The sequence below is a fragment of the Pseudoalteromonas sp. SG44-5 genome, from assembly GCF_014164175.1.
Taxonomy (GTDB): Bacteria; Pseudomonadota; Gammaproteobacteria; order Enterobacterales; family Alteromonadaceae; genus Pseudoalteromonas; species Pseudoalteromonas nigrifaciens.
Map to the genome: position 1 here is coordinate 198,278 of NZ_JACJES010000004.1, position 26,693 is coordinate 224,970.

The following is a 26,693-nucleotide window of genomic DNA, read 5'->3' on the forward strand; positions in this document are numbered from 1 at the left end:
AAATAATCGCTGTAACTGTATAGGACTACCATGCTTAAACTACTATTTGCTTCAAGTTTAATTTTTTCTTCTTGCTCGGTTTTGAGTAACAATTTAACAACCGAAGAGCAACGAATTGAAGCCGCTACCCACGCCATGCCTCAGGTGCTAATGGCCTTTGCTGATGAGGTGAATCAATTTGAACAGCAATGGAAAAGCCTTAACAACTTTCGGCATGCAACTGACTTAATCGCTGATTATTCAAGTCAATTATGGTTAAACGCCAAACAACGCATTGTTACAACTAAAAACTACGATGATCGCGAGCTTTACTGGGCACGATTACTTTCAAGTAAAATAATTCGCTCTGTTAAGCCAAAATTTACCCTCTCAGTTGCTGAGCAAAATAACCTTTTAACTCAGTTAGAAAAAGGCAGTCGCGGTCATAACGACCTCAGCTTTACTAAAGGCAGCACTAAAAAAATTATCCTTACCGGCTTTGACCCCTTTTTATTAGATAAAAACATAAATCAAAGTAACCCATCTGGGGTTGCTGCCCTCTTGCTAGATGGTCAAGTAATTAACTACCAAGGCATTAGCGCTGAAATTAACACCGTTATGGTGCCCGTTCGTTATGCCGACTTTGATCAAGGTATAATCGAAGCACTCCTCGCGCCCTATTACGCCCTGAATAATGTCGATATGATTGTTACTGTAAGCATGGGTCGCAAAGATTTTGATTTAGAAAGATTTCCCGGTAAGCGCCGCAGCGTAACTGCCCCAGACAATGCCAATATTATATTTGGTGGGACACAAACAGCTCCCTTGCTCCCAAGTTTAAATAACCAGCCACTGCCAGGTAACGAATTTGTACAATTTAGCCTTCCCGTGGCAAATATGCAGCAAGCACAAGGGCCGTATAAGGTTATTGATAATCATAAGATCACTACCTTAGAAAAAACTTACGAGCCCGCAACACTTGCCGAGCTGAAAAATAGCATTGCCGTAAATGGCTCTGGCGGTGGATACCTGTCTAACGAAATTTCGTATCGCAGTATACGCCTTCGTAATCAACTTAATTCAACCATTCCAACAGGCCATATTCACACACCCAGAATTCAACAGTTTGAGCCGAAAACGGAAGCAAAAATAGTAAAGCAAATTACCGCAATGCTAGAGCACAGCTTAAATGCGTTGTAAGTAGCTGTCTTGTCGGATGGCGCGGCTGCGCCGCTTATCCGACCTACGTATAAACCAAAAAGCCTGCAAATTTGCAGGCTTTTTGTCATTCAAAATGAGTAATCATAAACACGCTTATAAAACAATTATGCTCGTTACTAAGTAGGCTATCAGTGTCAGGCCACCAGCGAACAAGGCATAGGGTAGCTGGGTTTTAACGTGAGTAAGTAAGTCGCAGCCCGATGCAATTGCCGATACTGCGCTGGTGTCGGATATGGGCGAGCAGTGATCGCCAAATATACCGCCACCTAAAATAGCACCTAATACCAACGACGGCGGCAAACCCAATGCTTGAATAAGCGGCACGCCAATAGGGATTAAAATTGCAAAGGTGCCCCACGATGTACCCGTAGTAAACGACATAACCGCACCGGTTAAAAACAGTGCCGGTACCACCAAGTAAATAGGGAGGTAATCGCCCACTAAAGATGCCACAAACACACCAGTACCCAACTCTTTTAAGCTTGCTCCTAAAGTTAACGATAACAATACAATGCCTACTAGTGGCAGTAATTCGCCCATGCCTTTAAAGCCTATTTCAACTAACTTATGGTGGCTAAATTGGCGTGATGCTAGCATTAAAAAGTAAGCTACAACTATGGCTAAAACGGTTGCATACAATACCGACTTTGAGCCACTACCTTCTGCCAATACACCGTTACCTGTGTAAAACATAAAGCCCACCATGCTAACAATCAGCGTAATAAGGGGCACTAACATAAAGCGTGCTTTAGAGCCTTTTACTTCTTCTTTTAAGTCAGTTGTTTGTAGCTCTAGTTTTTGCTCAGCTTGTTTCATTGGGCCATGTACTTTATCAAACGCAATGGTGTAAAAAACAATAACAAGCGTAATTATGGCGTAAAAGTTATAGCCTACGCTGCCCCAAAGTACCGATACAGCTGATTCACCTAACTCGTAGTTACTTAATAACCCCAGTACAAATGCGCCCCAGCCATTTAGTAATATTAAAATACATACCGGCGCACTGGTGCTATCGATAATATAAGCTAAGCGGGCGCGGCTCATTTTAAATTTATCGAATAATCCGCGCGATAAAATACCCGCAGTAAGTACACTCAGGTTTGACTCTATAAACACCGCAATGCCAGTAAACATAGTTAAAAAGCCAACTTGACGCTTACTTTTCGCTATACCTTTGTTCATTAACATATTAACGGTAGCGGCTACTCCACCCGACTCGCGAATGTAGGCAAGCAAAGCACCAATCAAAATACTAAAAATTAAAATACGGGTATTGCCGGGCGAGCTTGCTACGCTAACAATACGTTCAATAGTGTTTAAAAAGGTATTAAATACACTACTGCCCTCCCCCTGTAATGCGAGTAAAAACTCTGACGAAGCCACTGCAAGCAACAGCGCCATAATGACCTCTTTGCGCCAAAATACGACAGCAATGGCGATTAACGGCGGTAAAATAGAATACCAAGACATAAATTAACCTTTATTTTAGTGTGCTTATTTACGGGGTAAATATTTTACACTTTGTTATCTAGCTTAAGTTTTACAGTCAAAACCCATTTAAGTAAACCACTAAGCACATTGATATATGCTATTTATACTGTCAGTTTATTGATTTAATAACGCTTCGTATATTAATGAAACAACCGAGCCATATTGTGCAGTTTCATAATTTTTACCACTAAATTGATAACTTTTTTGCGAGCCTGTAATTGGCGTATGCCGCGCATTAGTTAATAAAATAATCGCTAAGTCGTAAACGGGATCAATTACCGTTACTGTGCCTGTCCAACCTGTATGCCCATAAGCCTGTGCGCTTGCGTAAGGGCCAAAGTGCCAACGCCTTGCTTGGTTGTTACCAGCAAGCCTAAAGCCCAGCCCGTAGGTTTCATCGCTACTTTGTGGGGTTAAAAACTGCGCCAAAGCACTTGCACTAAAAAGCTGCTTATCGCCGTAACCACCATTATTTAATAGTAGCTGACAAAGTATGGCTAAATCTGGCGCATTACTAAATAACCCCGCGTGCCCTGCTACGCCACCTAGAGAATAGTACGCACGCTCGTCATGTACTTGGCCTTGTAAAACATGGGTGCGAATATTATCAAATTTGATTCGTCCGTCTCGCGTGTTACCACCCAGCTCTGTGGCGGCAAATTGCTGAGCATTAAAGCCTTTTTTAAGGGGGTTAAACACAGTGTTATGCAATTTTAATGGCGCATATACTTGTTGCTCTAGGTAATCGTCAAGTGAAAGACCGGTTATACGCTCAACCAATACTCCTAAAATCATGTAATCAATGTCTGAATAAACATGCTGCCCGAGCGACTTTGCGCTAAGTGGCACACTGGTAAGTAAGAGCTTTTTTGTAGTATGGCTATTTTGTGAGTAAAACACATCGCCATTGCTACTGTCTTTACGATGAAAATCAAACACCGGCGGATAGCCTGCGCTATGCGTGAGTAAATCTTTTACGCGTCGCTGCTCTCGACCATCGCCTTGATACTCTGGTAAATATAATTGCACTGGCTTATTAATATTTAATAGGCCTTCGCTTACTAACTTCATTAATGCAAAGTTGGTAGCAAATATTTTAGTATTAGAGGCTAAGTCAAATAAGGTATCAGTTTGCATTGGCTCTGGGCGTAATAGCATTAAATCATTTTGTTGATACTGTTTTGCATCGCCATAAGCAGTTAATTTAATTAACTCACCATTTTTTACTACCGCTAAAACAGCACCAGGAAAACCCGCTTTAATATCTCGCTCTATTAATGCATCTACCTCACTAAAATTAGCCTGCTGATGCGACGCTTTATTTAAAGTAGGAAACGCAAAGCGCAGCGTTAAACTTGCTCCCGCTGGTTGAATGTTTGCAACTTTAAAGGTGTTAACCCCGTTATGCGTTAGCTTAGCTAAACTATATTGGTACACAGTATTAGCGCCGAGCAATTGCTTAATATTAAGCAGTTGATTATTTATATAAATGTCGGCACTTTTAGCACTATGATTTTGAATTAACAGCTGCCCATGGCCTTTATAGGCTTTAAACGTGCCGCGATTATTTACATACTCACGGCTACTAGGGTTTGGCTCAGGAAAGGTAACAATTACTTGCGCATTAGGCAGCTCAACAAGTTTACTTTGCGTTAATAGCGCCTTGGGCTCGAGCGGCTCTACAGAGGAGCTACATGCCCCCAGCATAAAACTTAAAGCCACTATTAATAACTTTTTTATACTGTAATAATTTTTATTTTTTAAATATAAGTACATAAGCTGCCTTTTACTCATATAACAAATAAGGTGCTCTTTGCTGTTTAAATTGCATCAGGGCCGCCTGCCAAGTTTGCTTTATTTGTTGTGCCGATTGCCCCGCCTCAATAGCTAAGCGCAGCTTATCGGTACCTGCTAACTTATCCATAAAATCAGCGCGCTCAAAAAACGTAATATCATTATTAAGCTGCTTATAAGCACTTATTAAGTAGCTTAAATCTAACCCTTTAGTGGTGGCTTGGCGTAAGTCGAGCCCCTGCACTGCTTGGTTTTTAAATTTAGGGTTTAGGGCCGCGCCTTTAATTGCACGCGGGGTAAAACTAAACTCCCCTAAAGCAATCGGTGAATACCCTATAACCTGAAACGCAAAGTCGGTGCCTCTGCCAATACTAATTGGCGTGGCTTCAAAAAAGCACAAGGACGGATAAAGCGAAATAGCAGTATCATTTGGTAAATTAGGACTTGGCTTTATCGGTAAACTATAGCTAGTTGCGCGTGTATAACCACTAACTGGGATCACATTAAGCTCTAAAACAGCTGCTTGATTTATCCAGCCTTCACCTTTGATCATGTTTGCAAGCTCGCCCACAGTCATACCATGAACTATAGGAATGGGGTGCATACCTACAAATGACTTAAATTGCGGCTCTAATATGGGCCCATCAACATAAGCAATATTTGGGTTTGGTCTGTCGAGTACAATAAACTCAACCTCTTGTTCGGCAGCTGCTTCCATCATGTAATGCATAGAGCTTATATAAGTATAAAATCGCACACCCACATCTTGAATATCAAAAATTATTACATCAACATCTGCTAAAACTTCGGCGCTCGGTTTTTTATTGTTGCCGTAAATGGAAATAAGTGGAATACCTGTTTTACTATCAACGGCATTTTTTACGTGCGCCCCCGCATCGTGATCGCCACGAAAGCCATGCTCAGGTGCAAATATTTTAGTTATGTTTACGTTTTTTTCCCGCAGGCTATCTACTAAATGGATTTGTTCTACTGTTGATGTTTGATTAACCACCAGCCCTACGCGCTTATTTTTTAACTGCGGTAAATACTTTGTGTATTGCTGCGCCCCCACAACAATTGAACCTTTAGCTTCATCAGCTTGTACGCTGAGTATTAAAGTAGCGCTAAAAATAAAAAACAACGTAATAAATAGGGTTTTAAACATACTGCAATATCCTTTTAAACAAGGTACTTAAAATAACATAGGTAGTGATAAAGAGCAGCTTTAGAAAGGGGTTAAGTGGGCTTGAGCAGGCTTTGAATTGATATAGTGATTAGGCTCTGCGTCTACGACGAATAAATAAACTCGGTGTCTACTGGGTAGCAACCTATATTTCACTTTATTTCAGGCATAAAAAAACCGACTCAAGTGTCGGTTAATATATGAAAATGGTGGGCGCAGGACGTATCTTGTAAGAGTGAACCTGCGAGTGCTCGGTTCTCGGCCACACAATAATTTCACTTTATTTCAGGCATAAAAAAACCGACTCAAGTGTCGGTTAATGTATGAAAGTGGTGGGCGCAGGACGTATCTTGTAAGAGTGAACCTCCGAGTGCTCGGTTCTCGGCCACACAATAATTTCACTTTATTTCAGACATAAAAAAACCGACTCAAGTGTCGGTTAATGTATGAAAGTGGTGGGCGCAGGAGGATTCGAACCTCCGACCGCTCGGTTCGTAGCCGAGTACTCTATCCAGCTGAGCTATGCACCCACTTTCATTGTTTGCTTATTTAAACTCTAAGCGGAGTGTATAACTTTAAAATAAAAAAACCGATTTTCATCGGCTTATTTTTCTTACACTTAAAAGTGTATGAAAATATGAAAGTGGTGGGCGCAGGAGGATTCGAACCTCCGACCGCTCGGTTCGTAGCCGAGTACTCTATCCAGCTGAGCTATGCACCCACTTTCATTTTTACTTTACTTGTTTTTACTCTAAGTGAGAGTCTATAAAGTGGTGGGCGCAGGAGGATTCGAACCTCCGACCGCTCGGTTCGTAGCCGAGTACTCTATCCAGCTGAGCTATGCACCCACTTTATAGTTTACTTATTTTAACTCTAAGCAGAGCTTTTGCTTATTTAAACTCTAAGCAGAGTTATTAAAGTATGGTGGGCGCAGGAGGATTCGAACCTCCGACCGCTCGGTTCGTAGCCGAGTACTCTATCCAGCTGAGCTATGCACCCATACTTTAAAACTTACAAAACACGCCATTTAAAAATGGTGGAGAGGGAGGGATTCGAACCCTCGATAGAGCTACAAACTCTATACTCCCTTAGCAGGGGAGCTCCTTCGGCCACTCGGACACCTCTCCGTCTTGTGGGGCGTATAATAAAGAGTTCAGAAAATATGTCAAACACTTTTCTACCAAATGTGCCTATATGGTTATAGATTGTGCATCTAGTTAGTTTTAATGTGTAATTAGTTTGAAATTCAAACAACTTTTAACTTTTTTCTGGTGGGTTAACGCCTAACACAGGCACTAAATCATCATTTAACTCTGCAAGATACTGCTCTTGATAACCTAACTTTTGAAACTCTGCAATACAGGCTCGGTAAAAGGCTTGTCTTGCATCTTCTGTTTCGCAGTTATTGATTGGGTTTTCAATACGTTTATTTTTCATATTATTATTTATAAATCCATTTAATCTTTTTATTTAGAGCCTTAAATCAATCCTCTAAATTTCCATCGTAGTGTAGCGAACAACTTTACATAAATGCAACAGTGCGTTTAAAAAACACTCAGATTAAAAAGTTATAGCCCAGACACAAAAACGCCGCATTTAAGCGGCGCTTTATTACTTTACATTATTAAGCTTAGTCGGCTTGCGGGCGCATATGCGGGAACAAGATAACGTCTTTAATGGTTGGAGAGTCAGTAAACAGCATTACTAAACGGTCAATACCAATACCTTCACCTGCAGTTGGTGGTAAGCCATACTCTAGTGCGCGTATGTAGTCTTCGTCGTAATGCATTGCTTCATCATCGCCTGCGTCTTTCTCTTCAACTTGACGAGTAAAGCGCTCTGCTTGGTCTTGTGCATCGTTAAGCTCAGAGAAACCATTAGCCAGCTCACGTCCGCCAACAAAAAACTCAAAGCGGTCTGTAACAAATGAATTTTCATCGTTACGACGTGCCAATGGTGATACTTCCCATGGGTAGCCGGTAATAAACGTAGGTTGAATAAGCATGTGCTCTGCTGTTTCTTCAAATATTTCACACAAAAATTTACCTGGGCCCCAAACACAGTTTTCAGGAATTTTAACGTGTACTTGCTTAGCGTACGCTTTTAATTGTTCAAAATGGTTTTCTGGGTCGTTAAATACTGCCGCATCAAACTCAGGGTTATATTTTAAAATTGCGTCGCTCATGCTTAAGCGCGTAAACGGTTGACCAAAATCGTATTCAACTGAGTCAATTACTTCGCCGTTTTCGTCTTTAGTTGTGTTAACTACCACAGCACTACCAAGTACGTTTTCTGCAACTGTACGTAGCATGTCTTCGGTAATGTTCATCAGATCGATGTAATCAGCGTATGCTTGGTAAAATTCAATCATTGTGAATTCTGGATTGTGACGCGTAGATAACCCTTCGTTACGGAAGTTACGGTTAATTTCGAATACGCGATCAAAACCACCTACCACTAAACGCTTTAAGTACAGCTCAGGCGCTATACGTAGGTACATGTCAATATCAAGCGCGTTATGGTGTGTTACAAACGGGCGTGCCGATGCACCGCCAGGAATAACCTGTAGCATGGGTGTTTCTACTTCCATAAAGTCACGGTCTGCTAAAAAGCGACGAATGCCTTCAACTACTTGTGAGCGAATGCGGAATGTTTCACGCGTTGCTTCGTTAGTAATTAAATCAACGTAACGTTGACGGTACTTAGTTTCTTGATCTGATAAGCCATGGAATTTTTCAGGCAACGGGCGAAGTGACTTAGTTAACAGTTGGTACTCTGTCATTTCTACGTATAAATCGCCTTTACCCGATTTATTAAGCGCGCCTTTAACACCAATAATATCGCCAGTATCTAGTTGGCCATATTTTTCTTTTAAATCTTTTTGCACATCTTTAGACGCATATGATTGTACGCGGCCTTTCATGTCTTGAATTACAAAAAATGGTCCGCGCTTTGCTAAAATACGTCCAGCAATAGACACTACTTGTTGTAACTCTACTAATTCTTCTTTGCTCTTATCACCAAACTGGGCTTGCAAATCTGCCGTGTAATGCTCACGACGGAATTGGTTTGGATGACCGTTGGCTGGGCAATTTTGGCGTATAGCATCTAATTTGCCACGACGCTCAGCGATTAACTTGTTTTCGTCTTGGATTTGATCAGTCATTTTTTTAGCTCTTTATTAGCTTGGTGGTTATAAACCAGATTTTAAGCTGGCTTCTATAAATTTGTCTAAGTTGCCGTCAAGTACCGATTGGGTATTACGGCTTTCAACGCCTGTACGTAAATCTTTAATGCGAGCGTCATCGAGTACGTATGAACGAATTTGACTGCCCCAACCAATGTCCGACTTTGAGTCTTCTTGGGTTTGTTTTTCAGCATTTTGTTGTTGTAACTCTAGCTCAAACAGTTTTGCTTTTAACTGTTTCATTGCTTGGGCTTTATTTTTATGTTGTGAGCGCTCATTTTGGCACTGCACTACGGTATTTGTTGGTACGTGCGTAATACGAACCGCTGATTCAGTGGTGTTAACGTGCTGACCACCTGCGCCCGAGGCACGGTAAACGTCAATACGTAAGTCAGACGGGTTCATATCAATTTCAATATTGTCGTCAACTTCTGGGTAAACAAATGCAGAGGCAAACGAAGTATGACGACGACCACTTGAGTCAAACGGGCTTTTTCGCACTAAACGATGCACGCCAGTTTCGGTACGTAACCAACCATACGCGTATTCGCCAACAAAGCGAACTGTTGCGCCTTTAATTCCTGCAACATCGCCGCCAGTAGCTTCCACTAATTCAACTTTAAAGCCTTTAGCTTCGCCCCAGCGTAAATACATACGCAGCAAAATATTACACCAGTCTTGTGCTTCAGTACCGCCAGAACCAGATTGTAAATCAAGGTAAGCGTCGTTTGAGTCATGAGGACCGCTAAACATACGACGAAACTCTAACGCTTCTAGTTGCTCGTTCAAGTCTGTTAGTTCGCTTTGTGCTTCATCAAAGGTTTCTTGATCTTCGGCTTCTACAGCAAGCTCAAGTAAGCCTTCAACGTCGTCAGTACCCGTCACTAAAGTATCGATAGTTTCAACAACAGCTTCTAATGCCGACTTTTCACGGCCGAGAGCTTGTGCGCGTTCAGGTTCATTCCATACGGCTGAGTCTTCAAGTTCGGCGTTAACTTCTTCTAAGCGTTCTTGTTTAAGAGCATAGTCAAAGGTACCCCCGAAGCAACTCAGTACGTTCGCGAATTTCCTTGATTTGGTTAATCACAGGATTCACTTCAAACATGGTCATTACTCCAAAATGGCTAGGTTATTACGCTCCTTAAAAAGGAATTAACGCAATATATTATCGTCAAATGATAAAAACGCCCGATTTTAACAAAAAACCGTGCGCTTTATTAGCACTTTATGCGATCTATTCTAGATATTTTTTAGCTGGCTTTTTCTAGCTCTCGGATAATTAATTGCAGGGTGAACTTGCCTCTAAACTCATTTATATCGAGCTGATACGCTGCTTTAACAAATTGTGCGTTGTTATCTGGCCATTCTTTTACATCAATGCCAAAAGCTATGGCATCAACTAAGCGGCCTGATTGATGTTTTAATACCAGTTTTAAATGCTTTTCGCCCACTATACGCTGCTGAATTAACTCAAATGTGTGCTCAAATACCGGTTCAGGAAATTGCTGCCCCCAAGGGCCCGCTTGTTTTAATTGCTGGGCAAAATCCATGGTAAAACACTCATTTGGCAACTCGCCATCGGTAAATACAATGCAGCGTTTACTTTCTTCACTAAGCTGGGCGCTAACGGCAGTATCAAAGGCGTGTTTAAATTCGCTAAATTGCTGCTCATTAATACTTAAACCGGCCGCCATGGCATGGCCACCAAACTTACTAATTAAGTGCGGATCGGCCGTACTTAGCCCTTCGAGTAAATCGCGTATGTGCAGCCCTTCAATTGAGCGACATGACCCTTTTATCTCACCGTTTTCGCCACCCGCAAATATAACTGTTGGGCGGTGGTATTTTTCTTTTAAACGCCCGGCTAAAATACCGATAACACCTTGGTGCCAATCCTCTTGGTATAAACAAATAGCGTCGGGAATATTGTCATCATTAAACGCTAACTTATCAAGCACAGCTTGCGCTTCATGCTGCATGCCTTGCTCTATTTCGCGGCGTGCAAAGTTTAAGCTATCTAGCTCACTAGCAATGCGCCTAGCTTGGTTTATATCGGTACTGAGTAAGCAGGCTATGCCTAAACTCATGTCATCTAAGCGCCCTGCGGCATTTAGGCGCGGAGCAAGCGAAAAACCAAAGTCGCTGGCACTCAATCTTGAGGCATTACGATTAGCAACCTCAATGAGGGCAGTAATGCCTGGGCGAGTTTTACCACTGCGAATACGCGCTAGTCCTTGGTGCACCAATGTTCGGTTATTGGCATCAAGCGCCACTACATCGGCTACAGTACCAAGCGCAACTATGTCGAGCAGGTCGGCTAAGTTAGGCATAGGCTGCTGCGCAAAATGATTTTGCTCACGCAGTGTGCTTCTAAGGGCAATAAGTAAGTAAAAAGCCACACCAACACCTGCAATCGATTTAGACGGAAAGCTGCAGTCGTGCCTGTTCGGGTTTACTATGGCATCGGCATTAGGGAGTGTTTCGCCCTGTAGGTGATGGTCGGTAACCAGTACTTTAATATTGGCGGCTTTTACAATATCAATACCCGCAATACAGGAAATACCGTTATCGACTGTAATTACTAAATCGGGTTTAAGCTGTACTATTTGCGCAGCTAACGCCGGGCTTAAACCATAACCTAAGCTAAACCGATCAGGTACTAAGTAATCTAAATGAGCAAAGCCAAACATGGCCAAGCCTTGCATTAATGTAGCGGTACTGGTTGCACCATCAGCATCAAAATCGCCAACAATTAAAATATGGCTTTGGGCATGTAGCGCCTCAATTAACAAGTCGCAGGCTTTGTCCATATCTTTAAATAACTTAAAGTCGTGTAATGTGGCGGCGCTGTTATTTAGCTCATCGGCATGGGAAACATTTCGCGTGGCATAAATTTGCTTAATTACAGGGTGTAAATGACTCGGTAAATGTGAATCATCGACGTTTTCGCGCGTTTGGATCGTTTTTTTCATGCAGATTTTTAACTTATTTGGTTCATCATAAATATACAAAAAAAGGCCTTTCGGCCTTTTTTTATGCGCACCGTAAATTTAATTACTATGGGGCTTTACTAGCGTTAAGCGCAGCGCTTAATGCGGCAGCTGGCTGATAACCTGGGATCATGGTGCCATCTTCTAAAATAATAGCAGGTGTACCGGTAACACCAAAGCTTTGACCTAGCTGATAATGCTCAGCAACTGGCGCACTACAACCTTTAACTGCTGTAGTATTTGAGCCACTTTTAGCTTCGGTTAGTGCTTCTTGTTGATCTTTAGCACACCATACGTTCATTAAGTCATTATAACCTGAACCTTGTAGGCCACCGCGCGGAAACGCTAAATACTTAACGGTAATACCCGCTTCAAGTAAATCATCTAGCTCACGGTGTAATTTACGACAATAACCACAGCTAATGTCGGTAAATACGGTAATGCTATGTTTTTCGTTAGGTGCTTTGTACACTATCATCGAATCTTCGTATTCTTTTAACCCAGCTTGGCGTACGCCGTTTAGTGCTTTTTCGGTTAAATTACTACGATTATTTAAGTCTATAAGTGTCCCTTGCATTAAAAACTGTCCGTCTGGGCTTGCATAAAGCACACCTTGATTAGTGATCAGTTCTTTTAAACCCGCTACTGGGCTTGGGTTTATTTGCTTAACGGTAACACCAAGCGCGGCAAATTTAATAACAATAGGATCATTAGCGTTAGGGGCTACAGCCACATCATTCGCTACGGCACTTAAACTAGTGCATAACATGGCACCTGCTAACATTAATTTTTTCATAATTCTTCTCTATTTTTATAAATACATATCAATTGACCGGCTTAGTGATAATAAATTTCATATTAAGCACGTGGATGATGCTGCGCATGTACCGATTTTAATCGCTCATTTGCAACATGCGTATATATTTGGGTGGTTGATAAATCACTGTGTCCTAACATCATTTGAACCACACGTAAGTCTGCCCCATGATTTAATAAGTGGGTTGCAAATGCATGGCGCAATGTATGCGGTGACAATGACGACTCAATTGATGCCAAAATAGCATAGTGCTTCACTCTATGCCAAAAAGTTTGTCGGGTCATGCCAACCCCTCGCTTTGAGGGAAACACAAAGTCGGTGGCGTGTTTAATCATTTGCGCCCGTCCCACCTTTAAAAACTGCTCAAGCCAATACATGGCCTCTTCGCCCAGTGGCACTAAACGCTCTTTATTCCCCTTACCTTTTACAAACACCACAGCTTGGCGCAAATTAATTTGTTCAATCCGCAGCCCTACAAGCTCACTAACCCGCAAACCTGTTGCATATAGTAACTCAAGCATGGCTTTATCGCGCAGCCCCATTGGCTCATCGGTATTGGGAGCGCTCAGTAGTGCCTCTACTTCAGCCTCCGAAAGCGTTTTAGGCAAAGACTGTCCTGCTTTAGGTTGCGCAATATTGAGCATTGGCGAGTCGCTAATTAACTTTTCGCGCACAAAGTACTGATAAAAACGCTTAAGCGCACTAATACTACGCGCAGTACTACGCGGCTTTAAGCCTAGATCAACTCTATGGGCTAAATAGCTTTCAACGTCTAGGCCGGTTACAGTCATTAAATTTTTGCCTTTTAAAAACTGGCAAAACTTATCTAAATCGCTGCGATACGCCGATAGTGTATTTTCACTCACCCCTTGCTCTAAATACAAACAATCTAAAAAGGTTTCTAGGTAATCGTTATTGCTTTTTGGTGCCGTGCTTGGTTCTGAAAAGTCGTCAGCTAGCGTTGTCACTTTTGTGCTCTCATTTTTGTTATAGCCATTGCCTAAGGTATCAATTAAAAACACCTTACGGTAAACTTGAGCTTATCATATCAGGCAATTACACAGTGATAAATACGATGCAAATTGGTTTATTTTTTGGCTCTACTACCTGCTACACCGAAATGGCAGCAGAAAAAATTCGCGACATTATTGGTGCCGATATCGTTACCTTGCATAATATTAAAGACGAACCACTAAAAAATGCAGAGCAATACGATTTCATTATTTTTGGTATTTCAACCTGGGATTTTGGTGAAATACAAGAAGACTGGGAGTCAAAGTGGGACGACATAGCAGACGTAAACTTAAATGGTAAAACCATCGCGTTATTTGGCATGGGTGATCAACAAGGTTACGGCCAGTGGTTTCAAGATGCGCTTGGCATGCTACACGACGAAATAAGTCCGCAAACATTTACCCAGTTAGGTTTTTGGCCAAACGACAATAGTTACGAGTTTGAAGCATCTAAAGCACTCACCGAAGACGGTACACACTTTGTTGGTTTAGCCCTTGATGAAGACAGCCAGTACGAGCTAAGCGACGAGCGTATTGCCACTTGGGTTGAACAGGTAATGACCGAGTACAGCGAAACCCTGTAATACTGTTTATTATTGTTGTACTTGTAAAGCGCAGCCACACTGCGCTTTAATTTTATTGGCTAACTACTCTACTCTTAGCCAATATTGGTTACGATAAAAAAAGCCAATATAACCACGCACTTCTAATTTTTCACCAGCATCTTGAGTCGTTAAGCGCACTGTATAGCTTTTACCGTTATTTGGGTCGAGTATTTGACCGTCTTCCCAACTACCATCACCGCTATCAATCACATTATCAATAATGGTCATGCCTAATATGGGCTGATCTTTTTTATCGCCCGAGCACTGCGAGCACACTGCATTTTGCTTATCTTTATTTAATAATGTTTCAATGGTGCCGCTTAAAACCCCGTTATTTTCAACTATACGGACATACGACTTAGCTTCATTAGTGTCTTCATCAATGGTTTTCCAAAGCCCAACAGGCGTCATACTGGCAAGTACGCTCTGCGTTGTAAAAAATGTAGCGGCTAAGGCGCTTAATAATACTGATTTAGTTCGTTTTTTCATTATAAGTTTCCTGTATACATATAAACTCATCATACCAGCACTGTTTACCACATTACATCTTCAAATAAAATGCTTTGCATAGCGTAATATAATCTTCGCTATAGTTGTTTTCATTATCTTTTATACACAAAGCTGATTCCACAATGCTCTGGTTTATATAGCTAAAGGTCATTAGGCTTCGGCTAATCGCTTTATTTGGCGTCGCCTTTACTTGGCAATGAGTATTTAAAAAAAGCCCGTTTTGAGTAGCAAGTTCAATAAACACCGCAACCTCTGTAGTGGGTAAAATTAAGCTAAAGGTTGAGCCTGAATGACTGAGCTTTTTAAAAGCACTAATTAGCTCAGCAAAACTTAAACCATCTGTATGGCGCGCAATATTACGCGCCTTATTATTACCTTTTAAACTGTGATTAAAATACGGCGGATTGGCTATCACTACATCAAATGGCTGCGCGCTGTTAAAAGTTTGAATGCTTTGCTGGTGCACCTCTATATTTGGCCACGGGCTAGCGGCAATATTTTGCAACGCTTGTTGGTAAGCATTTTTATCAACTTCTACCGCCGTTATAGTTAACTGGGGGCTGCGCTGTTTGCACATAAGCGCCAGCAATCCCGTGCCTGTACCTATATCGAGCAAGCTGTTGGCATTACTTAAATTAGCCCATGCTCCAAGCAAAATACCATCGGTTGATACCTTCATTGCACACTGTTCGTGCGCAACTTTAAATTGTTTAAATGCAAAACCAGACATTTTTTCACCTTTTCATTCACCAAGCAGGCGTAACCGAGTATAATTAGTGCCATTGTCCTTTATTTTTGACACTCTATGCAATTTTCTGAATTTGATCTTGATAACAAGCTACTCGACGCCATTAATAAAATGGGTTACGAAACGCCAACCAGCATTCAACAACAAGCTATTCCTGAAGCACTTCAGGGGCGTGACATTTTAGCATCTGCGCCTACAGGTACAGGTAAAACAGCCGCCTTTTTAATTCCGGCTATTCAATATTTATTGGATTTTCCGCGTCGTGATCCTGGTTTTGCGCGCGTATTAGTAATGACGCCAACTCGTGAGCTAGCTTATCAAATTCATGAACAATGCGAACTACTTGCTAAACGTACTAACCTTAAAATTGGGGTAGTAACAGGCGGTATTAACTATGGTACGCATAAAGAGATTTTTGAAAAAAATAATGACATTTTAATCGCCACCCCAGGGCGTTTAATGGAATATTTAGAAACCGAAAACTTTCATGCTGAACACGTAGAAATGCTTATTATTGATGAAGCCGACCGCATGCTAGACATGGGCTTTAAAAAAGAAATGAGCCGTATTTGTGATGAAGCTAAAAATCGTCGTCAGTGCTTTTTATTTTCAGCAACCCTTGAAGGCGACAGTGTTGAAAGATTTGCTGAAACAACGCTAAACGATCCAGCATTGCTTGAAGCTGAATCGTCACGCAAAGAAAAGGCTAAAATTCACCAGTGGGTACATTTAGCCGACGACTATCATCATAAACTTGAGCTGTTAGTTAATACCCTTAATGGCCCAGACGTAACTAAAGCCATAGTGTTTGTTAAAACCCGTGAGCGTCTTGAAACGCTAATTGGTGAACTAACAACTAACGACGTTAAAGCAGCCTGGTTACGCGGCGAAATGCCGCAAGACAAACGCATGAAAGCGATGGAAAACTTCCATAGCGGCAAAACCCGTATATTAGTTGCTACCGATGTAGCGGCGCGCGGTATTGACGTGGCTGATATTAGCCATGTAATTAACTTTGACCTACCACGCACAGCCGATATATATGTACACCGTATTGGCCGTACAGGCCGCGCTGGTAAAAAAGGCATCGCTCTTTCACTGGTTGAAGCGCACGATATTGGCATTCTTTATAAAATAGAACGCTATATTGAGCAAAAACTTAAACGTCGTGTTATTAAAGGATTAGAGCCAAAGCATAAAGAAGCTAAGCCGCCGGCTAAAAAGCGTAAAGATCCGGTTAAAATGAAAGCGAAGAAAAAAGCTAAGGTTAAAAAGAAAAAGTAACTTAAGCGCATACTGTAAGTAGTATTATATTAGCCGACAAAAATGTCGGCTTTTTAATGCCTGCTCCTCCATAACTGCATGGTTTAGGGCTATGTAATCTCTACTTAGTTTTATGTAACAATTGCCCACCTGAATTCCCACTTAATAAAATAGCCTTTATTTTCAGTACATTAAATATGGAACGATAATTGTAACTATCATGGTAACTCTGCCTAATTTGGCTACCCGATTAATTGCAATGTAAGGATATGATTATGAGCCGTTTAAAATTAACTATCGCTTTAGTATCATTTTGTTGTTTGTTTTTATTAGCATGCGCTACAAAAGTGAGTGCTACAACAAATATGGTTGTCGTTAGCAGCCTAGCAACCCAACCAAACTTACAGCAATCGATTACCCACACTTTGCGTACCAACCCCAATTTAGCGCTAAGCGATATTCGCGTACAAGTTAAAAATGGTGAAGTAGATTTATACGGTAAAGCGCAAACAGGTTTTGAGCGTGCGTTGGCACAAAAGTTTTTAGAAAATATGGATGGCGTAAAAATCATTCGTAACAAAATTGATATTATTTAAGTTCTACTTAAATAACTTACATAAAAAATGCCGCTTATTGCAAAATAAGCGGCATTTTTTTCAGTGCTCATATATTCAGTAATCAAGCCCAAGCTTAGTAATAAGCCAAACAGGCTAACTACTTTTTAAGCTATGAGCTCTATTTAGCTCTTTGGCGATTACTCGCTACCTTTGGTTTTGTATTGGCCTTATGAAATTGGCTAAAACCAGTATGGCGCGTTAATGCTGGGCGCCCACCTCGACTACTTCCTTTTGCAGCTCTTTCGTCGCGCCCTTCTTCTGGCACTAAGCAATTTGGCGCTTTACCTATTAGGTTAGCTTTACCCATTTTGCGCAGTGCTTCGCGGATCATTGGCCAGCCCGCAGGATCGTGATAGCGTAAAATTGCTTTATGTAAACGACGCTGGCGCGCACCTTTCGGCACAGGTACTACTTCGGTATTATTTTTAATATTACGCAGTGAGTTCATCTCGGTATGATAAATAGTGGTCGCATTTGCCATTGGAGATGGGTAAAAATTTTGTACCTGATCAAGTTTAAAGTCGTTCGACTTAAGCCACAAAGCCATGTTTACCATGTCTTCGTCTTTAGTACCTGGGTGCGCCGAAATAAAGTATGGGATTAAATACTGCTTTTTACCCGCTTCTTTTGAGTACTTATCAAATAACGCTTTAAACTGATCGTACGCTCCCATACCTGGCTTCATCATTTTTGATAATGGTCCATCTTCGGTATGCTCTGGCGCTATTTTTAAATATCCACCTACATGGTGAGTAACTAATTCTTTAACGTAACGTGGATCTTGCACGGCTAAATCGTAGCGTACACCCGAGGCGATTAATATTTTTTTAATGCCTTTAACTTCACGGGCTTTTTTATACAGCTCAATTGTTGGCGTATGATCGGTATCCATATGCTTACATATTTCAGGGTATACACACGATAAACGTCGACAGGTACTTTCTGCTTTTTTGCTAGTACAACCCAATTTATACATGTTGGCTGTTGGGCCACCTAAGTCAGAAATAACCCCGGTAAACCCGGGTACTTTATCTCTAATTTGCTCAATTTCTTCAATTATTGATTCTTGCGAACGGCTTTGAATAATCCGCCCTTCATGTTCGGTAATCGAACAGAAACTGCAACCACCAAAACAGCCTCGCATAATATTAACTGACGTTTTAATCATGTCGTAGGCAGGTATTTTTGCATCCCCATAGCTAGGATGAGGAATACGTTGATACGGCAAACCAAATACGGCGTCCATTTCATGTGTTTCTAGTGGATATGCTGGGGGATTAACCCAAATAGAACGATCGCCGTGGCGCTGAAAAATAGCACGAGCACAACCTGGGTTAGTTTCTTGGTGCACAATACGAGAAGCATGTGCATACAATGGCTTATTCACACTTACTTGCTCAAACGCAGGTAATTTAACGTAGGTTTTTTCCCATGGCTTAGGGCGCGCTGGCTGAATAGTAATAACCTTGGCGGCTTCGGCTTTTAAGTCTATACCTGCTTGTTTAAATTCTGATTTGCTACAGCCAACATCATCTGCGCCATACGGGTTTGGAATTGGATCAATTTTACCTATTTTATCAATAGCGGTAGAGTCACTGCCACGCCAGCCTGGTAAGGGCTCTTTACGAATAACCGCAGTCCCTCGTACATCCTGAATGGTATCGGTACTTTCGCCCGCTGCAATACGATGAGCAACCTCAACCAGTGGGCGCTCCGCATTACCATATATTAAAATATCGGCTTTAGCGTCAAACAAAACACTACGACGCACTTTTTCTTGCCAATAATCGTAATGAGCAACACGGCGTAAACTTGCTTCAATGCCACCTAAAATAAGTGGTACATCTTTATACGCTTCGCGGCAACGTTGTGAGTAAATGATTACCGCACGATCAGGGCGTTTACCACCAATATTGTCTGGCGTGTAGGCATCATCATGGCGCATGCGTTTTTCAGCTGTATAACGGTTAATCATCGAGTCCATGTTGCCAGCGGTTACACCAAAAAATAAATTGGGTTTACCCAGCGCCATAAACGCTTCTTTAGAGTCCCATTCTGGCTGGGCAATAATACCCACTCTAAAACCTTGCGCCTCAAGTACTCGGCCAATTACTGCCATCCCAAAACTAGGATGATCTACATAAGCATCGCCACTAATAATAATTATATCGCAGCTATCCCAGCCAAGTGCATCCATTTCTTCGCGTGTAGTAGGTAAAAATGGTGCTGTGCCATAACACTCTGCCCAATACTTTGGGTATGAGAATAAGGCGCGCTTAGCTTTAAGTGTGCTCATAAAGTTGACCGTTTAATAACAAAAGGCGCAAATTATACCCTATACCAACCTACCTTGATAGAGCACTACTTTGCTGTGCCGCGCGGTTTTAAAGTGAAGTTTCGTTATTTTTTAATACTTATACACCTAAATTAACTATTACTTTTTATAGGTTGTGGCTAAGTATCTAGCTCAATTAAAAAATAGTTGCTATAAAATTAACCTCGAAAGTTAAGCACACCCGAGTTAATATGCTAAATTAATAATAAGTTATGAGTTTGTAACCTAATTTATCTGAGGTTTTTTTATTAAAATATTAAAAATGTTAGTGCAGCTTTTATTAGTTTTACTCTTACTTTTTATCGTTATTGGCCTATTACTACCCCAGAGCTATAACGTAACAAAGAGTATTAACATTAATGCCAATACGCACATAGTAAAACCCTTAATCACTGACTTTTCGCAGTGGCATAAATGGTCGCCTTGGAAGAAGCTGGATCCCTCTGTAGAATTTTCCTTAGGTGAGCCAAGCACAGGGGTTGGTGCTCATCAATCATGGCAAAGTAAATGGGGCGCAGGTGAAATGACCACCACAGCGTTAAGTGCAAACAAAATGGTGTTGAATATTTTATTTGCTCAAGAACACATTATTGCCGCTAATGTAATATTTACGCAAAATGCAAAAACGGTCACGGTTACTTTTCAAATTACGGGGCAAGCCACGCTACCTTTAGTTTCTGGGTATGTGGCTGTGCTTAGTGAGCACATTTTAAGTAACGCAGTATCACTGGGGCTCAATAATTTAAAAACAGTAGCGCAGCTAAGTGATGCACAAACAATAATGGAAAGTCATGGCAGTCAAAACCGCACAAGCAAGAATTAATCTCGCTAATACCATAGAGTCGTTACTGGGTTATCCTATTATTAAAGTAGGCAATAATGAGGCATCCCATAATAATGAGCAAAGTTATGGCCCCCAAGGCAAGGTTAAACCGCTATATCGCATTAATAGCGACAATACCGTTTTAGCTAGAGCACAAAAAAGACAAGACTTACTGCTCATTAAACAACAGCAAAATATAGAAACAATTTTAGCTATGGCAATGGATTTTTGTCCTGACGTAGCCAGTAGTAAACAACCCGATGCCGATTGGGTAGAACACTTTGTAGCACTATGTGGTGATACCTCAAATCAATCTATGCAGTCACTTTGGGCAAAAATACTCACCGGTGAAACGCTTAACCCGGGGACTTTCTCAATAAAAAGTTTGCAAACACTTAAGCATATGACCCAGCGCGAAGCTGACTCTCTACAAAAGTGTGTATCCCTCTCTGGTTATAATGAAAAAGACGATAGCCACTTTATTTTACTGGGGTTTTATAAAAAACCATCACTATTTGATTTGTTACGTAAGGGCAATAAAGTATCTTTAAATCTAGGAAAAACAGGGATTAGCTTTCCTGATATATTAACTTTAATGGATTTAAATTTACTATATCGAAAAGAGATTGAGTCTGCGGTACTAAAAACTGGGCAAGAACTTACGTTATCGTTTTTATCACAAAAAGTAACGTTAAAAGCAAAAAATAGCGATTTAGTATTGAGTTATTATAAGTTTACGCAAACAGGTGATGAGCTATCTAAACTCATTAACTACCCGGTAAATAAAGTGTATAAGCAGTTACTTAATAGTGCACTTGAGAGTGAATTTGAACTAGCGTGGCATACTACTAAGTAGCAAAACCACGCTATATACTATTAATTAGCAGTGTAATTAAAAGTGTACTTGAATGCCCGCAAATGGACCCGATGCATCAATATTAGTGTTAATATCATCAACATCGTCTAGCTCTAATGTCATTGAGCGGTAACCTGCTTTAACAGCAACATCTATTGCTAGGTTATCAATAAATTCCCATGCAATACCCATTTGGTAATCTTGAACTTTGCTATCGTCAATTGCTACAAAGCTGCCCTCAAAAAACACGCTTAAACCGGTAAAAGGTAAGCCTGCTTCAGCGCGGCCGTAAACCAATGGTACAAAGCCTGAAAACTCAACAGTTTCAGTATAATCAGCGCCACCTTGTTGCGTAGTACCTTTAACTAAAATCTCACCATCAAACTGCTTAGCGTTAACACCCAAATCGATAGAGATTAAGTCGTTATCAAAAATTTCGTAATAAAATGTGTAATCAATGTGAGTTAAGTCACTTACTGAATTAACCGTAGTACCTACAACGTAATCTGAACCATTAAAAGAAAATGTTTTATCCAGACGTGTAGAGCCGGTAAGCTCAAGCTCTGTGTATCTTAATTTAATATTAGGTACTAATGGCACTGGATGCTCAAGTGCAGCGTAGTAGCTTACGAAGGTTTCATCGTCAAAATTAAAATTTTGTGGTGCATTTCCTTTATAAGAAAAGCTTCCTTCGTTATCCGCTTTCCAGCCATCAACACCTACATACAAGCCTAATAAGGTATCAGCTTGCGCTGCAGGCGCTAAACATGCCATTGAAAGGGCTGCTGCTAAACAATACTTTTTCATTTTCTATCCTTGGGTCAATAATTCGCTAAGTTCAATAAGAGCCGCATTGGCTCTAGAAATATAATTTGCCATAACCAGTGAATGGTTTGCTACATAACCAAAACCATTCCCATTTAATATCATTGGGCTCCATACTGTTTCTTGAGTTGCCTCAAGCTCTCGTATAATTTGCTGCACACTTACGCGTGCATTCTTTTTCTCAAGTACATCGGCAAAGTCATATTCTATCGCTTGTAAGAAATGCAATAAAGCCCAAGTAGCACCGCGCGACTCATAAAATACATCATCAATGTCTAACCATGGCGTTTTTGCTTGCTGTTGTAATGGAGAAAAAGTGGCTTGTGTATTTGATGTATTACCCGCTAAATCAGTGTTTACTTTATCTTGGCCTACACTAGCGCTTAAACGCTGACTCAAGCTACCTAAACGCTTTTCAGCTTCTTTTAGCCAACTGCGCAAGTTATCGGCGCGAGCATAGAATTGACTGTCACGCTCATGGTCATTCGCTATTTGAGTACGATATACCAATAAGTAATCAATGCCTTTTTGGTACTCACCTTCAGCGCTTGGCCACGCCCACGCTTCAGAGCTTATATTAAACTGCGGCTGTGCTTTTTTTAGAGCTTCGTGTTCAGTTGATTGCGATTGCGAACGGCTAAAATCTTTACGCATAGAAAGGGCTAAATCACGCACCATTTCGAGTGCGCCATATTCCCACGCAGGCATATCGTCCATTATTATACTTGGCGGCAAAACATCATTTGATAAATAACCGCCTGGCTTTTCGAGTAACGTACTTGCTACCGTTATTAATGTTGATGTTGTTGTATAACCAATAACAAATTGCTCATTACGTTGCTGCGCTTGCTGCTTTGCTTTTTCTACCACATTAAAACGAGCAGGCTCCGTACTCCAATAAACAGCTATTGCGTAAAAAATAATTAGTAATATAGCTAATGCTGCAACTATTTTCCCTTTATGTTGTGACATTGATCCTCCTAATGATGAGTATGTTGTTTTGATGCTTGTGATTGTTCTGCTTGTGATGCAAGCGATACCACCTGAGCATTGGTAAATACACGGTTGCCATCACTAAAATATAGTGTGAGTTTACGTTGTTGGCCTACTTTTAACGGTTCTTGTGGTTCAAAAATCATTAAATGATAGCCACCAGGCTTAAAATCGATTTGTTGATGGGCGTTAATTGTTAACGATTCAACTTTTTGCATTTTCATCATGCCATCTACGTGCGAGTGCTCATGAATTTCAACGCGACCTAAGCCATCAATAGTTGCTTTAGTCAACGTAGCCACAGTATCACTATGATTTATAATACTTAAATAACCTACACTTGAAGTTGTGGCAGGTAAAAACTCCCTTACTTGTGCATTACTAACCTTAATAATAGCAACATCCGCATCGTGATCATGCCCTGAATGTGCCATCGATGATGATGAAAAAAGACTTAAAACCGACACCAAAACAATTGAAATACACTGTTTAATCACCACTCTAATCCTTGTTAAAACATAATGCTAAGTATCAAATTTAACATAGTTCAGTTGCAATAGTCAGTTAATTTGGAGTTAAGATGCTACTTTTTTGTTATCAGCTACTAACCAGCAAAGTACCGCAATAAATAGTAACGGCCAAGCAATCATCAGCGATCCAAATAAAAATGCCAATACAGTTCCGACTAATGCAACTGCTGCTGCGCCAACTAATCCTATCGTTATTAGTACTGCAACAGCTACAAAAATAATAATAGCCGCTAAAACTCCTATTAGCTCAAGCCCAGTCCAACTTGTATCTGCAATCCAAAGCGGTAATTGCCAAGTATCAAAGTGCACCGCAGAGACAACATCAGTAAAAAATAGTAAATAAACAATTATACATACGGCTAACGCTTTCATTTAGCTCTCCTTAATTCAATCTAAATGTAAATTAGCTTAAATTATTTTTTCTTCTAGGCAGCAATGCGCAATAAAATAACCTAGTGCAATTGCAAACGGAAAACTCAAAAATAATAAAATAGTGACAAGTCGTGTTGACCACACAGGTAAATCTAATCGCTGCGCTAAACCACTGCACACACCAGATATTTTTTTATCAAGTGGATCTTTGTACCAACCACGTTTGCTGTTAAAACTATTCATAATTATCTCCTTAAGCACTCTGTTTTAAGTTAGTTTTTAAATCAGCTTTTAAGCGAGCTAATTCTGCATCTACTTGTTCGTTTTTCACCAAAGCGTCTATTTGTGCAGCTATAGTATTTTCTGAATCAGTAAGCTCGTACGCTTCTACCTGTGCTTCAATACCTTCTACGCGCTGCTCTACTTTCTCAAATCGAGAGAGTGCATGTGCAACTTTTTCACTTTGTAATTGGCTATTTATTTGCCCCCTTGCAGCCACTATATTGTGCCGCTGTACTAACTGTGTTTGCTTGGCTTTAGCCTCGGCTATTCTTTGTTGCAAACGCTGACAATCCGCTGTCATTTTAGTTATTGATTGCTGCAGCGTTTCTAGTTGCAGCTGCTTTGCTACAACTGTGTTACTAATGGTTTGTTTTTCAAGCAAAGCTGATTTTGCCAAATCATCTCGACCTCTCTCTATTGCTAGCTCAGCTTTATCCTGCCAATATACTAAATTGTTATTTTTATTTTCAATTTGACGTTTAAGTGTTTTTTCTTCGCACAACAAAGCCGCTGTCGTAATGCGACACTCAGTAAGTGCATCTTGCATCTCGCTGAGCATTAAATTAAGTAATTTTTCTGGATCTTCTGCCTTGTCTAATATCGACACTATATTTGCTTGAACAATATCGTTTACGCGATTAAATATTCCCATGAGATTCTCCTGTTAACTTTTTAAGTGATTACACAAATTAGATTCCAAGAGTTATGCCAAGTAATAATATAAACAGTAAAACACATTAAATTCAGAAACTTAAACTTATAATTTATAAATTAAAGTTACTTTTAACTGAATATGATTAAGTGTAATTAGCCAATAAACTAAACTTTTGACTATTTTTTAGGATCAAAAAAGCCATCCGAAGATGGCTGTATTTATTCATTTATTAAATTATTCACTTAGCTGATTATTCAGGTACAAAACTCAAAGCTTTATCCATTACCGATAAGTCGGCTTGTTTTCCATGGCCATTTTCAGACAGATGACGCCTAAATCCACGGGCACCAGGCTGCCCCTGAAAAATCCCCAGCATATGACGAGCAACATGCCAAAAGTTAGCCCCTAAGCGCATTTCGTCTTCAATATAACTATACATAGAGCGCACGACATCATGACGAGATTGCGTGTTAGCGATATCACCATAAATCTTTTCATCCACTTCATTGAGTATAAATGGGTTGCTATACGCTTCTCTACCAATCATCACACCATCAATATGCTGTAAATGCTCTAAACTTTGTTCAATTGTTTTAACACCACCATTAAGACTTAAATCGAGTTGTGGATAATCTTTTTTCAACTGATAAACACGTGGATAATCAAGCGGCGGTACCTCACGGTTTTCTTTAGGGCTTAACCCCTTTAACCAAGCTTTACGAGCATGAATAATAAAATCATCACACCCAACATTATGCGACGCTTCTATAAGTGCACACAAAAACTCATACGAGTCTTGCTCATCAATACCAATGCGCGTTTTAACCGTAACAGGTATATTTACTTCTGCTTTCATTGCCGCCACACAGTCAGCAACTAATTGCGGCTCACCCATTAAACAAGCACCGAAACGACCATTCTGCACGCGATCTGACGGGCAACCTACGTTTAAGTTAATTTCGTCATAACCACGCTCACCCGCAAGCTTTGCACATTGTGCAAGAGCCTGTGGATCAGAGCCACCCAGCTGCAATGCAACAGGCCCTTCGTGTTGATTAAAGTGTAGGTAGTCGCCTCGGCCAAACAAAATAGCACCCGTGGTGATCATTTCCGTGTACAACACTGTATGCTTAGTCATTTTACGATGAAAAGTACGACAATGACGATCAGTCCAATCCAACATGGGTGCTACAGAAAAGCGTCTATCGAGTGGTTTCATTGGTACACCGTGCTATATAAGTTTAAGTACATTTCGTTCAATTTAAATATCTCTTTTTTGCTTATTTACACACATTTAGATCTATTATTAATAAATAACTACACCGTAGGGAACAATCAAAAGGGGTGTTTTAGAATATAAAATCAGGCGTATCTGCGCTAAATTCAAACATTATTATATCAGAATAAGCAAAAAATATAGATACCATTTATATTGAAAACGTCAGCGTTCAAAGTTCAGCCACCCACATTTCACTTTCTTGCAGACGTAAAAAAGCCCGACTATTTCTAGTCGGGCTTTCTACAATTTGGAGCCTGGCAATGTCCTACTTTCACATAGCAAATGCTACACTATCATCGGCGCTGTTTCGTTTCACTACTGAGTT

At 40.6% G+C, this 26,693-nt stretch carries 25 protein-coding genes and 5 tRNA genes; 6 read left to right on the top strand and 24 right to left on the bottom strand.

Annotation, left to right across the window (positions count from 1 at the left end):
* Window positions 1-30 precede the first annotated feature (30 nt).
* Window positions 31-1,179: a hypothetical protein gene (locus tag H5079_RS07590; protein ID WP_182683832.1), complete on the top strand. Its 1,149-nt coding sequence runs from the start codon at window positions 31-33 to the stop codon at window positions 1,177-1,179.
* Between the two features lie 114 nt (window positions 1,180-1,293).
* On the opposite strand, the gene H5079_RS07595 is transcribed toward H5079_RS07590, so the two are convergent.
* From H5079_RS07595 to xerD, 14 genes are all read right to left on the bottom strand, one after another.
* On the bottom strand, window positions 1,294-2,670 hold the full coding sequence (locus H5079_RS07595) for a Na+/H+ antiporter NhaC family protein (protein ID WP_182683833.1): 1,377 nt from the start codon (window positions 2,668-2,670) through the stop codon (window positions 1,294-1,296).
* 135 nt (window positions 2,671-2,805) lie between these two features.
* Window positions 2,806-4,467, bottom strand: coding sequence for a penicillin binding protein PBP4B (gene pbp4b / locus H5079_RS07600; protein WP_182683834.1), 1,662 nt, complete (start codon window positions 4,465-4,467; stop codon window positions 2,806-2,808).
* A 10-nt stretch (window positions 4,468-4,477) separates the two neighbouring features.
* Window positions 4,478-5,650 carry an exo-beta-N-acetylmuramidase NamZ domain-containing protein gene (locus H5079_RS07605; protein WP_182683835.1) on the bottom strand — a complete coding sequence of 391 codons (1,173 nt, stop codon included), beginning with the start codon at window positions 5,648-5,650 and terminating at the stop codon, window positions 4,478-4,480.
* A gap of 471 nt (window positions 5,651-6,121) precedes the next feature.
* Window positions 6,122-6,198, bottom strand: a tRNA-Arg gene (locus tag H5079_RS07610).
* A gap of 114 nt (window positions 6,199-6,312) precedes the next feature.
* Window positions 6,313-6,389, bottom strand: a tRNA-Arg gene (locus H5079_RS07615).
* 50 nt (window positions 6,390-6,439) lie between these two features.
* Window positions 6,440-6,516 (bottom strand) — tRNA-Arg (locus tag H5079_RS07620).
* Between the two features lie 74 nt (window positions 6,517-6,590).
* Window positions 6,591-6,667, bottom strand: a tRNA-Arg gene (locus H5079_RS07625).
* A gap of 35 nt (window positions 6,668-6,702) precedes the next feature.
* A tRNA-Ser gene (locus tag H5079_RS07630) sits at window positions 6,703-6,795 on the bottom strand.
* A gap of 130 nt (window positions 6,796-6,925) precedes the next feature.
* Window positions 6,926-7,105: a hypothetical protein gene (locus H5079_RS07635; protein WP_182677141.1), complete on the bottom strand. Its 180-nt coding sequence runs from the start codon at window positions 7,103-7,105 to the stop codon at window positions 6,926-6,928.
* A gap of 193 nt (window positions 7,106-7,298) precedes the next feature.
* Window positions 7,299-8,834 (bottom strand): lysine--tRNA ligase, encoded by a 1,536-nt coding sequence (lysS, locus tag H5079_RS07640; RefSeq protein WP_011327221.1) that lies wholly within the window; start codon window positions 8,832-8,834, stop codon window positions 7,299-7,301.
* A 27-nt stretch (window positions 8,835-8,861) separates the two neighbouring features.
* A protein-coding gene (prfB, locus tag H5079_RS07645; RefSeq protein WP_182677139.1) for a peptide chain release factor 2 occupies window positions 8,862-9,960 on the bottom strand; the annotation gives its coding sequence in 2 pieces (ribosomal slippage) (window positions 8,862-9,884 and window positions 9,886-9,960; 1,098 coding nt in all).
* 145 nt (window positions 9,961-10,105) lie between these two features.
* Window positions 10,106-11,827, bottom strand: coding sequence for a single-stranded-DNA-specific exonuclease RecJ (gene recJ / locus H5079_RS07650; protein WP_011327219.1), 1,722 nt, complete (start codon window positions 11,825-11,827; stop codon window positions 10,106-10,108).
* Window positions 11,828-11,912: 85 nt separating this feature from the next.
* The gene (gene dsbC / locus H5079_RS07655) at window positions 11,913-12,641 is read right to left on the bottom strand and encodes a bifunctional protein-disulfide isomerase/oxidoreductase DsbC (RefSeq protein WP_041454340.1); all 729 of its coding nucleotides are present in this window, start codon (window positions 12,639-12,641) and stop codon (window positions 11,913-11,915) included.
* A 62-nt stretch (window positions 12,642-12,703) separates the two neighbouring features.
* Window positions 12,704-13,630, bottom strand: a complete 927-nt coding sequence (gene xerD, locus H5079_RS07660) for a site-specific tyrosine recombinase XerD (RefSeq protein ID WP_011327217.1) — start codon at window positions 13,628-13,630, stop codon at window positions 12,704-12,706.
* Between the two features lie 107 nt (window positions 13,631-13,737).
* Here xerD and fldB point away from each other — a divergent pair, with 107 nt between their 5' ends.
* Entirely contained in the window at window positions 13,738-14,259 is a 522-nt protein-coding gene (fldB, locus tag H5079_RS07665) for a flavodoxin FldB (protein WP_011327216.1), read from the top strand.
* 63 nt (window positions 14,260-14,322) lie between these two features.
* Here fldB and H5079_RS07670 read toward each other — a convergent pair whose 3' ends face one another.
* Together H5079_RS07670 and H5079_RS07675 are read right to left on the bottom strand one after the other, a co-directional pair.
* Window positions 14,323-14,769 carry a DUF2147 domain-containing protein gene (locus H5079_RS07670; protein ID WP_011327215.1) on the bottom strand — a complete coding sequence of 149 codons (447 nt, stop codon included), beginning with the start codon at window positions 14,767-14,769 and terminating at the stop codon, window positions 14,323-14,325.
* Window positions 14,770-14,821: 52 nt separating this feature from the next.
* Window positions 14,822-15,520 carry a tRNA1(Val) (adenine(37)-N6)-methyltransferase gene (locus tag H5079_RS07675; RefSeq protein ID WP_182683836.1) on the bottom strand — a complete coding sequence of 233 codons (699 nt, stop codon included), beginning with the start codon at window positions 15,518-15,520 and terminating at the stop codon, window positions 14,822-14,824.
* Window positions 15,521-15,595: 75 nt separating this feature from the next.
* On the opposite strand from H5079_RS07675, the gene srmB reads away from it, so the two are divergent.
* Both srmB and H5079_RS07685 read left to right on the top strand, forming a co-directional pair.
* A complete protein-coding gene (gene srmB / locus H5079_RS07680; RefSeq protein ID WP_058372586.1) occupies window positions 15,596-16,822 on the top strand; it encodes an ATP-dependent RNA helicase SrmB in 1,227 nt (408 codons plus the stop codon).
* Between the two features lie 254 nt (window positions 16,823-17,076).
* Window positions 17,077-17,397 (top strand): BON domain-containing protein, encoded by a 321-nt coding sequence (locus tag H5079_RS07685; protein ID WP_011327212.1) that lies wholly within the window; start codon window positions 17,077-17,079, stop codon window positions 17,395-17,397.
* A gap of 139 nt (window positions 17,398-17,536) precedes the next feature.
* Here the strand turns inward: H5079_RS07685 and H5079_RS07690 are convergent, their stop codons facing one another.
* The gene (locus tag H5079_RS07690; protein WP_011327211.1) at window positions 17,537-19,714 is read right to left on the bottom strand and encodes a YgiQ family radical SAM protein; all 2,178 of its coding nucleotides are present in this window, start codon (window positions 19,712-19,714) and stop codon (window positions 17,537-17,539) included.
* 301 nt (window positions 19,715-20,015) lie between these two features.
* On the opposite strand from H5079_RS07690, the gene H5079_RS07695 reads away from it, so the two are divergent.
* Both H5079_RS07695 and H5079_RS07700 read left to right on the top strand, forming a co-directional pair.
* Window positions 20,016-20,576 (top strand): SRPBCC family protein, encoded by a 561-nt coding sequence (locus H5079_RS07695; protein WP_011327210.1) that lies wholly within the window; start codon window positions 20,016-20,018, stop codon window positions 20,574-20,576.
* On the top strand, window positions 20,545-21,432 hold the full coding sequence (locus tag H5079_RS07700; protein ID WP_011327209.1) for a TIGR03899 family protein: 888 nt from the start codon (window positions 20,545-20,547) through the stop codon (window positions 21,430-21,432). The genes H5079_RS07695 and H5079_RS07700 overlap by 32 nt, the downstream gene beginning before the upstream one ends.
* Window positions 21,433-21,468: 36 nt before the next feature.
* On the opposite strand, the gene H5079_RS07705 is transcribed toward H5079_RS07700, so the two are convergent.
* The 7 genes from H5079_RS07705 to dusA all read right to left on the bottom strand — a co-directional run bounded on the left by H5079_RS07705 (window position 21,469) and on the right by dusA (window position 26,308).
* A complete protein-coding gene (locus H5079_RS07705) occupies window positions 21,469-22,239 on the bottom strand; it encodes a TIGR04219 family outer membrane beta-barrel protein (RefSeq protein WP_182683837.1) in 771 nt (256 codons plus the stop codon).
* Between the two features lie 3 nt (window positions 22,240-22,242).
* The gene (locus tag H5079_RS07710) at window positions 22,243-23,229 is read right to left on the bottom strand and encodes a DUF2333 family protein (RefSeq protein ID WP_182683838.1); all 987 of its coding nucleotides are present in this window, start codon (window positions 23,227-23,229) and stop codon (window positions 22,243-22,245) included.
* 8 nt (window positions 23,230-23,237) lie between these two features.
* Window positions 23,238-23,747, bottom strand: a complete 510-nt coding sequence (locus tag H5079_RS07715; protein ID WP_086996934.1) for a copper chaperone PCu(A)C — start codon at window positions 23,745-23,747, stop codon at window positions 23,238-23,240.
* Window positions 23,748-23,825: 78 nt separating this feature from the next.
* A complete protein-coding gene (locus H5079_RS07720) occupies window positions 23,826-24,152 on the bottom strand; it encodes a hypothetical protein (RefSeq protein ID WP_182683839.1) in 327 nt (108 codons plus the stop codon).
* A gap of 36 nt (window positions 24,153-24,188) precedes the next feature.
* On the bottom strand, window positions 24,189-24,395 hold the full coding sequence (locus H5079_RS07725; protein WP_182683840.1) for a PspC domain-containing protein: 207 nt from the start codon (window positions 24,393-24,395) through the stop codon (window positions 24,189-24,191).
* 10 nt (window positions 24,396-24,405) lie between these two features.
* On the bottom strand, window positions 24,406-25,086 hold the full coding sequence (locus H5079_RS07730) for a PspA/IM30 family protein (protein WP_182683841.1): 681 nt from the start codon (window positions 25,084-25,086) through the stop codon (window positions 24,406-24,408).
* A 253-nt stretch (window positions 25,087-25,339) separates the two neighbouring features.
* Complete coding sequence (gene dusA / locus H5079_RS07735; RefSeq protein ID WP_080516805.1) at window positions 25,340-26,308, bottom strand: tRNA dihydrouridine(20/20a) synthase DusA; 969 nt, start codon at window positions 26,306-26,308, stop codon at window positions 25,340-25,342.
* Window positions 26,309-26,693: the final 385 nt, after the last annotated feature.

Coding starts and splice junctions, on each gene's coding strand:
- H5079_RS07590 (WP_182683832.1), top strand. CDS start 31: ATGCTTAAACTACTATTTGCTTCAAGTTTAATTTTTTCTTCTTGCTCG.
- H5079_RS07595 (WP_182683833.1), bottom strand. CDS start 2,670: ATGTCTTGGTATTCTATTTTACCGCCGTTAATCGCCATTGCTGTCGTA.
- pbp4b (WP_182683834.1), bottom strand. CDS start 4,467: ATGTACTTATATTTAAAAAATAAAAATTATTACAGTATAAAAAAGTTA.
- H5079_RS07605 (WP_182683835.1), bottom strand. CDS start 5,650: ATGTTTAAAACCCTATTTATTACGTTGTTTTTTATTTTTAGCGCTACT.
- H5079_RS07635 (WP_182677141.1), bottom strand. CDS start 7,105: ATGAAAAATAAACGTATTGAAAACCCAATCAATAACTGCGAAACAGAA.
- lysS (WP_011327221.1), bottom strand. CDS start 8,834: ATGACTGATCAAATCCAAGACGAAAACAAGTTAATCGCTGAGCGTCGT.
- recJ (WP_011327219.1), bottom strand. CDS start 11,827: ATGAAAAAAACGATCCAAACGCGCGAAAACGTCGATGATTCACATTTA.
- dsbC (WP_041454340.1), bottom strand. CDS start 12,641: ATGAAAAAATTAATGTTAGCAGGTGCCATGTTATGCACTAGTTTAAGT.
- fldB (WP_011327216.1), top strand. CDS start 13,738: ATGCAAATTGGTTTATTTTTTGGCTCTACTACCTGCTACACCGAAATG.
- H5079_RS07670 (WP_011327215.1), bottom strand. CDS start 14,769: ATGAAAAAACGAACTAAATCAGTATTATTAAGCGCCTTAGCCGCTACA.
- H5079_RS07675 (WP_182683836.1), bottom strand. CDS start 15,520: ATGTCTGGTTTTGCATTTAAACAATTTAAAGTTGCGCACGAACAGTGT.
- srmB (WP_058372586.1), top strand. CDS start 15,596: ATGCAATTTTCTGAATTTGATCTTGATAACAAGCTACTCGACGCCATT.
- H5079_RS07685 (WP_011327212.1), top strand. CDS start 17,077: ATGAGCCGTTTAAAATTAACTATCGCTTTAGTATCATTTTGTTGTTTG.
- H5079_RS07690 (WP_011327211.1), bottom strand. CDS start 19,714: ATGAGCACACTTAAAGCTAAGCGCGCCTTATTCTCATACCCAAAGTAT.
- H5079_RS07695 (WP_011327210.1), top strand. CDS start 20,016: ATGTTAGTGCAGCTTTTATTAGTTTTACTCTTACTTTTTATCGTTATT.
- H5079_RS07700 (WP_011327209.1), top strand. CDS start 20,545: ATGGCAGTCAAAACCGCACAAGCAAGAATTAATCTCGCTAATACCATA.
- H5079_RS07705 (WP_182683837.1), bottom strand. CDS start 22,239: ATGAAAAAGTATTGTTTAGCAGCAGCCCTTTCAATGGCATGTTTAGCG.
- H5079_RS07710 (WP_182683838.1), bottom strand. CDS start 23,229: ATGTCACAACATAAAGGGAAAATAGTTGCAGCATTAGCTATATTACTA.
- H5079_RS07720 (WP_182683839.1), bottom strand. CDS start 24,152: ATGAAAGCGTTAGCCGTATGTATAATTGTTTATTTACTATTTTTTACT.
- H5079_RS07725 (WP_182683840.1), bottom strand. CDS start 24,395: ATGAATAGTTTTAACAGCAAACGTGGTTGGTACAAAGATCCACTTGAT.
- H5079_RS07730 (WP_182683841.1), bottom strand. CDS start 25,086: ATGGGAATATTTAATCGCGTAAACGATATTGTTCAAGCAAATATAGTG.
- dusA (WP_080516805.1), bottom strand. CDS start 26,308: ATGAAACCACTCGATAGACGCTTTTCTGTAGCACCCATGTTGGATTGG.